Genomic DNA, 11602 nt, shown 5'->3' with positions numbered 1-11602 from the left:
AAAAGTTCCGTATAGAATTTTTGGAATGCCCTTTTCTGAAAATTTGAATACTGTTTTAGATAAAAAAGGGTGATTTTCTAAAAAATATCCTATAAATCAGGGGGGCAACTATTGGTACTGACCAAATTATCTCCTACTTTTGCGGTCTGAAAATAACCTCATCGAAGATAATCTAAATCATATTAATGGCAAACGCAACAAATACAGGAAAAATTACACAGGTAATTGGACCAGTTGTAGACGTATCGTTTGAAGACGCCGGACGCATCCCTGCTATTCTTGATGCGTTAGAAGTCATCAAAACAAACGGTCAAAGAGTTATTCTTGAGTGCCAGCAGCACTTGGGAGAAGACAGAGTTCGTACGATCGCTATGGATAGTACTGAAGGTATGCAGCGCGGTATGGTAGTTACTCCGTTGGGGACTCCTATCCAGATGCCTACCGGAGAAGCTATCAAAGGTCGTTTGTTCAACGTAGTAGGTGAGGCTATCGACGGCCTTACTCCGGTTGACAAAACGGGTAATGGGATTTCTATCCACCGTGCAGCTCCAAAGTTTGAAGACCTGGCTACCTCTACTGAGATCCTTTTCACAGGTATCAAAGTAATCGATTTGCTTGCTCCTTATGTAAAGGGTGGTAAAATCGGTTTGTTCGGTGGTGCCGGTGTTGGTAAAACCGTATTGATCCAGGAGTTGATCAACAACATCGCAAAAGCTTATGCAGGTCTTTCTGTATTTGCAGGTGTTGGAGAGCGTACCCGTGAAGGAAATGACCTGATGCGTGAGATGATCGAAGCTGGTATTATTAAATACGGTGACGCATTCAAACACAGCCTTGAAGAAGGTGGATGGGACATTTCAAAGGTTGATTACAATTCACTGAAAGAATCTCAGGCTACATTCGTTTTCGGACAGATGAACGAACCTCCTGGAGCACGTGCACGTGTGGCACTTTCAGGACTTACTATGGCGGAATATTTCCGTGATGGTGATGGCGAAGGTCAGGGTCGTGATATTCTTTTCTTTATTGATAACATTTTCCGCTTTACACAAGCAGGTTCTGAAGTATCGGCCCTTTTGGGACGTATGCCTTCTGCGGTAGGTTACCAGCCTACACTGGCTACAGAAATGGGTCAGATGCAGGAAAGGATTACATCTACCAAGCGTGGATCTATTACTTCTGTACAGGCTGTGTACGTACCTGCGGATGACTTGACTGACCCGGCTCCTGCTACAACGTTTGCTCACTTGGATGCAACGACTGTACTCAGCCGTAAAGTTTCTGAAAAAGGTATCTATCCTGCTGTGGATCCATTGGATTCTACATCACGTATCTTGAATGCTGAAACATTGGGTGACGCTCATTATGATTGCGCACAACGTGTTAAAAACATTCTTCAGCGTTACAAAGAATTGCAGGATATTATTGCGATCCTTGGTATGGAAGAACTTTCTGACGATGATAAGCTTGTGGTATCACGTGCACGTCGTGTAGAGCGTTTCCTTTCTCAGCCATTCTTCGTAGCAGAGCAGTTCACAGGTTTGAAAGGAACATTGGTTGATATCAACGATACAATCAAAGGTTTTAACCTGATCATGGATGGAAATTATGACCATCTTCCTGAAATGGCGTTCAACCTGGTTGGAACCATTGAAGATGCGCAGGCAAAAGGTGAGAAAATGCTTGCAGAAGCTGCCAGCAGAATATAAGTGTAAAATAGTTAATGGGTTTAGGAGTTGCGTTTACTCCAAAACTCTCGAACTCATAAACTCATAAACTTTTACAAATGCATTTAGATATTATTACACCTGATAAAAAGGTATTTAATGGCGAAGCAACAGCCGTTACATTACCAGGTACGGAAGGACAGTTTCAGATATTGAATCGTCATGCTCCGTTGGTAAGCACATTGGGTAAAGGAGATGTAGTCGTGGATGTAAGCGGCACAAAGCAAACTTACACGATCGACGGAGGAGTAGTAGAAGTGCTTAACAACAAGGTGCTGGTTCTGGCTGAAGCTATACTATAACCGGATATATTAAATTTTGACAAGCCCGGAGCTGCGAAAGTGGTTCCGGGCTTTTTTTGTTTTACTTAGTTAATTTATTGTAGGTTAACACATTATGAATTGTTCGTTTTTTGATAAACTAAATTTGAGTAATTTGCTGTAAACTATCACCTGGTTAAGGTATTTACTATTTTTGCGCATGTCCATTAAAATTCCATTTATTGAAAGTGAAATCATAGATCAATATTTATATGATGAAAATCCGCGTCCCTGGGTTATAGGGTTCAGTGGAGGAAAAGATTCAACGCTTCTTTTACAGCTGATCTGGAACGCGCTAAAGAAAATACCTGAGCAGACAAGAACACGGGAAATATATGTCGTTTGTAACGATACATTGGTTGAAAATCCGAGGATTGTTAAGTTTATAGAATCTACCTTAAAGAAGATTGAGATTTCGGCCGTGGAGCAAGGCTTGCCTATTCGTGTGCAGCGAACCACCCCAAGGCTGGAAGATACATTTTGGGTAAACCTGATCGGAAAAGGTTATCCGGCACCGAATAATTCTTTCCGTTGGTGTACCGAGCGATTGAAAATCAACCCTACTACGCAATTCATTAAAAGTAAAATCGATGAGCGCGGTGAAGTAATCATTCTTTTGGGTACAAGAACGGATGAAAGCTCTACCCGTTCCAGATCAATGAAAAAACATGCTCTTAAGGGACAACGGTTGCGTAAACACATGCTTCCAAATGCCTTTGTCTACGCACCGATCAGCGATATAGAAACAAGTGAGTTATGGCAGTATATGATGCAGGTTTCTCCTCCATGGGGTGGAACGCATAAAGAACTTGTGACGCTGTATAAAAATGCCAATTCAGGTGATTGTCCACTTGTCATTGATGAGAGTACGCCTAGCTGTGGCAATAGTCGCTTTGGATGTTGGGTATGTACGGTTGTGAAGCGCGATAAGTCGATGGAAGGGCTCATAGGCAATGGGGAAGAATGGATGTTGCCTCTGGTTGAATTTCGTGATTATTTGCTTGAATCCAGAGATATTCGTGAGAACCGTGAAAAACGTCGTCGTTTTGAAGCGAAGAATGTGGAGGATGAAGAAACCTGGGGACCTTATGTGGAAGATGTACGAGCCACAATGCTCACCAAGTTGCTGAACGCTCAGTATGAAATTCAACAGGAGCAGGGCGAAACTCTACAACTCATTTCTCATCAGGAACTCATTGCCGTACAAGTAATTTGGTATAGAGAGGGGCTTTTCAAAAACAGCGTGGCAGATATTTATAACAGCATATTCAATACCCATATCGATATGAGTAAACGCGTTTTGAAGATGCGGGAAGAAGAACAGCTGTTAAGAGAAGTTTGCTCAGATAGCCCGGATCAATTTGACCTGATTCAAAATGCGGTTAAATTGGTGAAAAGCAAATCAATTATGGTCAAGAAGCGGGGAATGCAGAATGATATAGAAAAACTTCTGGACGATTACCTTGACCATAAAGAATTGCTGAATAACCGGCAGGCTGTTGCATGATCGCATAATATTACAAAGGAAAACTTCTACTCTCCGTTAAATTGACCTCTCAACTTCATAGCTATCTTCTTGCGTTTAAGAAATTAAGAATTGACAGGTCACATGGGCCAGCACCTCATAAGCCCATTCTGTTACTTTCGATTTTACAAGCTGTTCAAAATTCACTGATTGAGCAGAATCGAATTTATATAACTCCTGAGATCGTTTCGTTGTTCTCCGCAAATTGGAGTTCGCTGGTTGTGACTAATCATTACTGCCGATTTTTTCTTCCATTTTACCATCTTTCTTCTGAATCTTTCTGGAAACTTGTTCCTAAACCAGGATATGAAAGTTTGCTTTCTTTAAAATCAAGCATCAGGAGCTTCTCTGGCCTGAATGCTGCCGTTGAATACGCTCAGATTGATGAAGAGCTGTTTCTCCTGATGAAGAACCCTGTGAGCAATGCAATTCTGAAAGAGTTCCTGTTGGATGAATATTTTCCGGATACGAAGGCACAGCTGGTGGAGCAAAAGGAATATCTGAACGATAAGTATTCCGAGATTGAAAAGAAAATCCTACATGAGCCAGCAGCAGCGTACAGAAGCGAGATTCAAACACTTATAAAGCAGCAGGATGAGGAAGAAATATTCATCCGGGGAGGGATTTTTAAACGTGAAATACCTAAGATTTACAATTATACCTGCTGTATTTCGGGCATGCGGATAGATGCAACAGTCCAGGTTTCTTTGATTGATGCATGTCATATCATACCGTTTTCAGAAAGTTACAATGACACGATTTCCAACGGGATTGCACTATGCCCGAATCTGCACCGCGCGTTCGATCGTGGTTTGATTTCTGTTGATGAAGATTATCGGGTAATTGTGTCCGGCACGTTCACTGAGGGAGAGACTGGTTATTCGATTAAGAAATTTGATCGAAAACGGATAAATTTACCTAAAAATCAAAGTTTTTGGCCTGATATTCAGAATCTAAATTGGCACAAATGCAACGTTTTTAAAGTTTAATCACCACAAGTGTCTAACTTCATCTCAATTCAGAAAATATGAATAAAAATATTCATCAATCCGATATAGAATGGCTAAATCCTTCTGCTGAGCCTACTCTTCCTCGACTTGTTAACAGTATAAATCTTCGAATTAAAAAACATGAAGAACATATTAAAAGGGACAGACAACTTATCGTTGATAATCTTCTTTTTATGAACATTGTAAATGATGCACATGAAAGAATAAAAGATAGATTAGCCAAAATTGAAGAAGCTCAGGAGATCTTGACATTGTTTAGGTAGAGAAGTTTCTTAACTACCTCACCCGACCATCGCCCTCAACCCCTCCACCACCAACTTCACCTTCCCCACCACACCTGCAACCTCCTCAACCGAATTAAACCGCCCCAAACTAAACCTTAAACAAGAAAACGCCTCTGTTTCTGAAAGTCCATGTGCGATGAGTACGTGGGAGGGTTCGATGGATGCGGAGGTGCAGGCGGAGCCGTTGGAGATAGCTATGTCGTTGAGCCCCATGATGAGGGCGTCGGAATCGCAGCCTTCGAAAAGGATGTTGGTTACGTTGTACAGGCGTCTTTCAGGGTTTCCGTTGATGCGGGTTCCGTCAATTTTTAGAAGCTCTTTTTCGAGTTCATCGCGTATGTTACCAATGCGTTGGGCATCCTGCTTCATTTCTTTTTGAGCCAGCTCTGCTGCCTTTCCCAACCCTGCAATGCCGGCTACATTCAGCGTTCCGGAGCGTTTTCCGCCTTCGTGTCCTCCCCCATGTAATAAGGCTTCCAGTTTTATCCTCCATGGTCTCCGCTGACGAATAAACAACGCGCCTGCTCCTTTTGGACCATAGAATTTATGAGCAGATAAAGGCATCAAATCAATACCCAGATCATCCACATTTACCTGCAATTTTCCGATTGCCTGTGTGCCATCCGTCATAAACAATGCTCCAGCCTGGTGGGCAAGTGCGGCAATTTCTTTAATGGGCTGGATCACACTGGTTTCGTTATTTACCAGCATCACAGAAATCAAAATGGTATAAGGCCGCAACGCCGATTTTAAAACTTCCAGATCCAGCAAACCGTCAGACTTTACAGGCAGGTATGTTACTTCAAAACCCTTGTTTTCCAGATACCGGCAAACGTCCAAAACGGCCGTATGTTCGGTCTGTACGGTGATGATGTGTTTTCCCCTGCTTTGATAATTTTCCGCCACGCCTTTGATCGCCAGGTTAATGGCTTCCGTAGCTCCGGAGGTGAACACAATTTCATGCATTTCAGAACCGATCAATTCTGCGACCTGTTGCCGGGCCACTTTTACCGCATCGTTCGCGCCCAAACCAAAAGCATGCGTCGATGCTGCATTGGCAAAATTGTCGGTAAGATAAGGCATCATCGTTTCTAGCACACGTGGATCGATGCGGGTGGTGGCGTTGTTATCGAGGTAAATCACAGCGTTTGGGCATTTGTTTTCACTACGAAGATAACGATATTGTATTACCGTTTCCATTCAAAGTTCGCTAACAAAGTGTCTGATGCTCGGCTAAATCTTCAGTTGCCCAATTTCCATCAGCAAAATTAGCGCCCCATCAGACAGTGCTTCGAATTCTACTTCTTCGAGTTCACAAAGTGAGAGTGCATCGCCTTTTTCTAGCAGCCGGTTTTGTACTTCAAAGGCACCATTGATGATATATACAAATACAGTATTCTGCGGATTGTTCAGAATATAACTACCTTCTTCCCTTCCATTGTATTGGCCTAATACCGCGCTCACAGAGCGATTCAAATTTGTAAATGCGGGAAGTAATTGATTGATCTCGTTTGTCGAAAAGCTATCAAGAAAGACTTCGTCCAGCAGGTTATCAGTTTCGTCTTGCGACAAACCCGGACGGATATGTATCTCTAAGTAACTGATCGGTTCGGTGGGATAGGGGTTCGCTACTTTGAAATCGCTTTCCGGAAAAGTATAAAAGCGAAACGTTTCTCCTACACTCAGAAATATAGAATCAATGCCGGTGGAAATCAATTCCACTCCGCCGACAACAGGTACAAGAATGATTTCCGTGAGTACATCAGTTTTAATGTCAATACTTTGGCCGGCATCCAGCTCCACTTCATGGAACGCAATAAGATCACCTATTCCTTTCGTATTATTAAACGTACTGTAACTACGAAACCCTTCGTTTCTTATTGCTTTACGCTGGCTTTGCAGGTATATATGAGCTGGCGTTTGTGTAATCATGACTTCAGTTTTGAGGGTTAATATAATGTGAAATGCTTAAAAATGAGCTCATTGGAATGAGTTCTGTTTCTGTCTGTTCTCCGCTACGAAGCTTTTCGTGATTGTCTTGCCCTGTAATTAAAATGCTACTACCTATCGTTTCCAGCCATATCACCGGATCGCTGTAAAAAGAGATCGCGATCCGGTGCTGGGCCTTATCTTCTATATGCGATGCAAGGATCTCAAACTTAAAATCATGGAACGGCAGGCATGGCAATCCCAGCGTATTGTAGACATCCGGAATGACGTCGTCAAGCTTTCTGATGTATCCTATTGCGGCGGAGCTGGTCAGATAATGCAGATGCTGTGCATCGGGAATATGGTCTGTAAGCTCCGCAAATGTGGAATGTTTACCTTCGGGATCCAGTCGCTGTGCCTGCATATAAAATTCAAGATGCGTGGCGTCAAACACAGCTTTCTCCCACGCAGACCTGGAGTCTGTGTCTATAACTTTCCGGTAACAAAGTCGAATGGATTTCATGGGTGGCTGTTGGCCGTCGGCTACTCTGACGGTTTTAAAATATCATTAACTAAGATCTCTGGCGACCTGAACCTATGCAGGAGTTTGACTGCCGACAGCGATTGCTGACGGCCAAATAGGCGACGCCAAAATACTCCTCCCCTACCCGTTCACCACAATCGTATGTGTCAGCTCAAATGCTGTAGTTACAGAACCTGTAACGGCAGCCATTTCAGTAGAAACTCCATCACTAAATACATTGTCTCTCGCATTGGTGGTATCCGCCTGGCCATGACTTTTGTACACACCTTGCGCATAAACCAATGCACTGGTTGCTTCCGGAAATGCGATTTGAGTTACCAATAACGACTTGCCGCTGGTATTGTAAACGTGGACGTGAATGTGCGGTGCACGACCCGAATACCAGCCCGGATAGATACTTGTAAAGGTGGCGAGCCCATTGGTATCAGTAGCTTGTCGTCCTCTAAGAAAACTGACGCTTTGATAGTTAGTGGACTGCATGCCTGTGCCCCCATACTGTGAATAATTACCGGCGGCATCGCAATGCCAGATATCAACTAGGGCACCGGCAAGAGCGGCGCAACTGTTGTTTTTGTTCTGGATGGTGATCTTAATGGTCAGTTTATTGCCCTGTCTGTCAGAGGTAATGTCGTTTAAAACGTAGCTCCCCGGTACTTTAGTAGGAAAAGGACCTTCGGTTTCAGTAGCAGTAATGGTGCAGGTCCCGTCTCCGCTCCCTGCTGAGGTACCCGCTTCTGTAGTGTCCACCGGATCAATTGACTTGTTGGAGCAACTTACAATAGCAGCCAAACCCAATGCTGAAAATCCTCTCTTTAAAAATTCTTTACGTTCCATCTGTTTCGTGTTCAAGGTGTATCTACTTACCTTATCGAAATAGACGTGTCTCTTGTTGCAGAGGTGGCTGAGTTTACCGGTAAACAGGACTTTTGTATCGGTGAATGGAAAAATGAATCAGTGATTTTTCCACTTTTCTATAAAGCTCAGATATGAGTCACCGACAGGGATTTCTTTACCGGACTGCAACGCTATTTTTTTATTTACTATAAAATGAATGTGCTTTTCCCCTACTATGAAACTACGATGCACCCGGCTGAATCCGGCACCCGGTAATTTTTCGAGTACCATTTTTAGTGACATCAGTGTAAGAACCGGCCTGGGTATATCAATCAGGAAAATCTTAATATAGTCTTCCATAGACTCAATATATTCGATTTCTGCGGGATCAATACGGATCATTTTATATTCTGATCTTACCATAAATGGTTCCCAATTCTGCTCTGATTGCTGTTTGCGTAGCAGATACTGTTCCTTTGCACGCTTCACTGCTTTTTGAAAACGTTCCGGAGTAATCGGCTTCAGCAAATAATCTATAGCTTCCAGTTCAAAACCCATATGCGCATACTTTTTATGTGCAGTGGTAAAAATGACCATAGGTTTATTTTCCAGAGAAGCTACCAAATCCAATCCGGTGATATCCGGCATACTGATGTCAATGAAAAGCAGATCGATCTGATGTTGTTTCAAATAATCAGCTCCTTCGATGGCATCATCAAAAGTTTCCAGCAAGCTCAGCTCAGGAATTGCTGAAATGTAATTTCTGATCAGCTCCAAAGCCAGCGGTTCGTCGTCAATCGCTATACACTTCATTTCAGATCCATGGATTGGAGTTTAAGGTCAACTTCAAAAAGACCGTTTTCTTTTCTGATCTCCAGATCATACCGGTCTGCATAGAAGTATTTCAATCGCTTTTCTGTATTCAAAATTCCAACACCTTCTCTATCGGTTTCCGCTGTTGTTTCGGTGATTTTATTACGGCATGAGAATTCTATAGAGTGGCTGGATGCCCGGATTTTTATTTCTATTAAATTCTCGTAGCGATTACTAACCCCATATTTGAAAGCATTTTCGATAAAAGTGATCAAAATAAGAGGTGCTATCAACTGATTTTCAGCACTTCCTTCCACATCAAAATTCACTGTTGTCTTAGCATTCAAACGCAGCCTCTGAAGATCAATATAGTTCTCCAAACACTGGATTTCATGTTTAAGAGGTACAAAATCTGCCGAAGCCTCCTCCGTAATGTATCGCAGTAGCTGGGAAAGCTTCAAAATGCCGTCAGCTGTGTGGTCACTCTTTACGACGGCAAGGGAATAAATATTATTTAATGTATTGAATAAAAAGTGAGGGTTGATCTGAGCTTTGAGAAAAGAAAGTTCAGCCTTCGCTTTTTCTGTTTCAGAAACCATCATCCTTTTCTCCGACCATCTCCATTGTTCTGATATTTTAACTGCCATAGCTATTGCCCATACTACCAAAAAGAGAACCAGGCTTACAAAGTCGATAGCGGGTTGGTTAGCTCTATCCATTCTTTGCGGTGGCGCTATGTGTGGTGGCTTGTTATGCAGATAGGGTTCACGAGCTTTCATTTGGTAAGCCGGCTTTCCCGAACCGGGTGGTTCGGGGACAGGTGCGCCAGGACCATCTATTTCCTGGATGTGATTATCCGTTATCTGCCGAAATAAAAGGTTTTCAAATGGTTTAGTATAAAAAAACAGAAAAAAGCAAAACACAAAAATGCTGAAATAGGCTACATACCGCTTGGTGAAAAAAAGCCTGGGAATCAGCAAAAACGTATTGCCGTAGTAGACCACGAGGTAAATGGAAATAAATATCCAGAAAGGTAATGACGTACAAATCGAGCTCATGACATCCGGATCCAGTTCACGGGAAATAATCGTGAGAGGTAGAAAGGCAAACAGAAGCCACGCTGATAGATGAATAAGCCAATGGTTTCGTAATCTAAGCATGACCAGGAGGTTGTATGATATCGAAATAGCCAGCGAATATATCACTTACAGAAACAAAAAGTTTTACTATTTTGGAAGACACAAACGGATGTACCATATGGCCCAGGTAAAAGCAAAAACTGAACTTTTCAAAATTCTGGGTGTAGGATTCGGTGTTGCCGTAACAGTCGGTGGTACAATAGGTACGGGCATACTCCGAAAGCCCGGGCCTATTGCTGAGCAGCTCGGTTCTCCCCTGCTCATTATGGGCTTATGGTTGGCTGTGAGCCTCTATGCATTTTTAGGTACGCTCTGTACCATTGAGCTTGGAACCTCTGTTCCCAAAGCGGGTGCCTGGTATGTATATGCACAGAGGGCTTTTGGGAATTATGCTGGTTTTGTGGTCGGGATCAACAGTTGGCTGGGAACCTGTTCGGCACTGGGTTTTGGCGTCTATACAATGAGTGAATACCTGGCATTGCTTATACCCACACTTACAGGATATGAGGCATTTGTTGCTGCCGGAATTCTTAGTACACTAACCGGGATTCACTGGCTTGGACTGGCTTTGGCAAGTACTTTTCAGAATATCATGAGTGTATTGAAAGGTGTGGGTTTGTTTGCGTTTGTTGCTGTCTGTTACATCTATGGAGAAGAGGTTTCAGCTCAGCAGGTTGGTGTTGCTACAAGTCGTATTGCTCAGACCGGCAGCTGGATAGCACCTGTTGTTTTTTCTTTACAAGCGATATTTTATACCTACGACGGATGGCATACAGCAGCCTATTTTACGGAAGAAGACCGTGATCCTACGAAAAATCTGCCACGTTCTATGATCGGAGGTGTGTTGCTGATTATTATCATTTACCTACTCTGTAATCTCGCCATTTTGCACGTCATTCCTATGCATGATCTGGCTCAGTCAAAGCTGGCTGCGGCGGATGCAATCAGACTTATTTTTGGGGAAGGTACCAGCAAAATTGTAACGATATTCCTGATGGTATCCATCCTCGGTATTGTCAATGCGCAATTACTGTTCAATCCGCGGGTGTTGTATTCCATGAGTCGTGACGGACTATTTCTCAAAGGCGGAACAAAAGTTAATAAAGGCGGAACGCCTTCACAGGCTATGATGATTACCTCCTGCATTGCTGTAGTCCTGATTCTGACAGGGAAAGAAACCTGCGAACGATTATCAGATATTGCAACATTTTTTTTTGTATTAGGTTATACTTCTGGATTTGCATCATTGCTGGCGCTCAGAAAAAACGAACCGGATTTGCCAAGGCCATGGAAGGTGCCGGCGTACCCGGTTCTGCCTGTGATCATGCTTATGTTATCAACTGCATTTCTGGTCAGTGCCGTGGTGCAGGACTTATCGAGCAGCCAGTTTGCCCTACTCTTTCTGGTCATCAGCTATCCGTTGTATCTGCTGGTTAAAAAATGGAATAAATAGTAGTAATAATTTTCTTATTTTGGC

General features: G+C 42.9%; 12 protein-coding genes. 6 read left to right on the top strand and 6 right to left on the bottom strand.

Features of this window, described 5'->3' with window-relative positions; translation table 11 throughout:
• Nucleotides 1-185 precede the first annotated feature (185 nt).
• From atpD to AC1XUE_RS25380, 5 genes are all read left to right on the top strand, one after another.
• Nucleotides 186-1709, top strand: coding sequence for a F0F1 ATP synthase subunit beta (gene atpD, locus AC1XUE_RS25400; RefSeq protein WP_483358802.1), 1524 nt, complete (start codon nucleotides 186-188; stop codon nucleotides 1707-1709).
• Nucleotides 1710-1786: 77 nt separating this feature from the next.
• A complete protein-coding gene (atpC, locus tag AC1XUE_RS25395; RefSeq protein ID WP_483358801.1) occupies nucleotides 1787-2029 on the top strand; it encodes an ATP synthase F1 subunit epsilon in 243 nt (80 codons plus the stop codon).
• Nucleotides 2030-2207: 178 nt separating this feature from the next.
• Complete coding sequence (gene dndC / locus AC1XUE_RS25390; protein WP_483358800.1) at nucleotides 2208-3554, top strand: DNA phosphorothioation system sulfurtransferase DndC; 1347 nt, start codon at nucleotides 2208-2210, stop codon at nucleotides 3552-3554.
• 41 nt (nucleotides 3555-3595) lie between these two features.
• Complete coding sequence (locus tag AC1XUE_RS25385) at nucleotides 3596-4561, top strand: HNH endonuclease (RefSeq protein WP_483358799.1); 966 nt, start codon at nucleotides 3596-3598, stop codon at nucleotides 4559-4561.
• A 38-nt stretch (nucleotides 4562-4599) separates the two neighbouring features.
• Nucleotides 4600-4845, top strand: coding sequence for a hypothetical protein (locus AC1XUE_RS25380; protein WP_483358798.1), 246 nt, complete (start codon nucleotides 4600-4602; stop codon nucleotides 4843-4845).
• A gap of 18 nt (nucleotides 4846-4863) precedes the next feature.
• Here the strand turns inward: AC1XUE_RS25380 and AC1XUE_RS25375 are convergent, their stop codons facing one another.
• The 6 genes from AC1XUE_RS25375 to AC1XUE_RS25350 form a co-directional block, all read right to left on the bottom strand.
• Nucleotides 4864-6066 (bottom strand): cysteine desulfurase family protein, encoded by a 1203-nt coding sequence (locus AC1XUE_RS25375; RefSeq protein WP_483358797.1) that lies wholly within the window; start codon nucleotides 6064-6066, stop codon nucleotides 4864-4866.
• A gap of 33 nt (nucleotides 6067-6099) precedes the next feature.
• Nucleotides 6100-6798, bottom strand: a complete 699-nt coding sequence (locus AC1XUE_RS25370) for a pirin family protein (RefSeq protein ID WP_483358796.1) — start codon at nucleotides 6796-6798, stop codon at nucleotides 6100-6102.
• Nucleotides 6799-6802: 4 nt separating this feature from the next.
• Entirely contained in the window at nucleotides 6803-7318 is a 516-nt protein-coding gene (locus tag AC1XUE_RS25365; RefSeq protein ID WP_483358795.1) for a hypothetical protein, read from the bottom strand.
• A 141-nt stretch (nucleotides 7319-7459) separates the two neighbouring features.
• Nucleotides 7460-8173, bottom strand: a complete 714-nt coding sequence (locus tag AC1XUE_RS25360) for a dioxygenase family protein (RefSeq protein WP_483358794.1) — start codon at nucleotides 8171-8173, stop codon at nucleotides 7460-7462.
• A 117-nt stretch (nucleotides 8174-8290) separates the two neighbouring features.
• Nucleotides 8291-8986, bottom strand: a complete 696-nt coding sequence (locus AC1XUE_RS25355) for a LytR/AlgR family response regulator transcription factor (RefSeq protein WP_483358793.1) — start codon at nucleotides 8984-8986, stop codon at nucleotides 8291-8293.
• On the bottom strand, nucleotides 8983-10146 hold the full coding sequence (locus AC1XUE_RS25350; protein ID WP_483358792.1) for a sensor histidine kinase: 1164 nt from the start codon (nucleotides 10144-10146) through the stop codon (nucleotides 8983-8985). Before AC1XUE_RS25350 ends, AC1XUE_RS25355 begins: the two co-directional genes overlap by 4 nt.
• A 97-nt stretch (nucleotides 10147-10243) precedes the next feature.
• Between AC1XUE_RS25350 and AC1XUE_RS25345 the strand changes: the two genes are divergently transcribed.
• Nucleotides 10244-11578 carry an APC family permease gene (locus tag AC1XUE_RS25345; protein ID WP_483358831.1) on the top strand — a complete coding sequence of 445 codons (1335 nt, stop codon included), beginning with the start codon at nucleotides 10244-10246 and terminating at the stop codon, nucleotides 11576-11578.
• Nucleotides 11579-11602: the final 24 nt, after the last annotated feature.

This window comes from Dyadobacter sp. HNCC25DJ187 (assembly GCF_056895255.1).
Note: the sequence above shows the minus strand (reverse complement) of the source record. Positions and strands in the feature narration are given on the sequence as shown.

What these genes read in the sequence shown, in the direction of transcription:
- atpD (WP_483358802.1), top strand. Translation starts at nt 186, where the DNA reads ATGGCAAACGCAACAAATACAGGAAAAATTACACAGGTAATTGGACCA.
- atpC (WP_483358801.1), top strand. Translation starts at nt 1,787, where the DNA reads ATGCATTTAGATATTATTACACCTGATAAAAAGGTATTTAATGGCGAA.
- dndC (WP_483358800.1), top strand. Translation starts at nt 2,208, where the DNA reads ATGTCCATTAAAATTCCATTTATTGAAAGTGAAATCATAGATCAATAT.
- AC1XUE_RS25380 (WP_483358798.1), top strand. Translation starts at nt 4,600, where the DNA reads ATGAATAAAAATATTCATCAATCCGATATAGAATGGCTAAATCCTTCT.
- AC1XUE_RS25375 (WP_483358797.1), bottom strand. Translation starts at nt 6,066, where the DNA reads ATGGAAACGGTAATACAATATCGTTATCTTCGTAGTGAAAACAAATGC.
- AC1XUE_RS25370 (WP_483358796.1), bottom strand. Translation starts at nt 6,798, where the DNA reads ATGATTACACAAACGCCAGCTCATATATACCTGCAAAGCCAGCGTAAA.
- AC1XUE_RS25365 (WP_483358795.1), bottom strand. Translation starts at nt 7,318, where the DNA reads ATGAAATCCATTCGACTTTGTTACCGGAAAGTTATAGACACAGACTCC.
- AC1XUE_RS25360 (WP_483358794.1), bottom strand. Translation starts at nt 8,173, where the DNA reads ATGGAACGTAAAGAATTTTTAAAGAGAGGATTTTCAGCATTGGGTTTG.
- AC1XUE_RS25355 (WP_483358793.1), bottom strand. Translation starts at nt 8,986, where the DNA reads ATGAAGTGTATAGCGATTGACGACGAACCGCTGGCTTTGGAGCTGATC.
- AC1XUE_RS25350 (WP_483358792.1), bottom strand. Translation starts at nt 10,146, where the DNA reads ATGCTTAGATTACGAAACCATTGGCTTATTCATCTATCAGCGTGGCTT.
- AC1XUE_RS25345 (WP_483358831.1), top strand. Translation starts at nt 10,244, where the DNA reads ATGGCCCAGGTAAAAGCAAAAACTGAACTTTTCAAAATTCTGGGTGTA.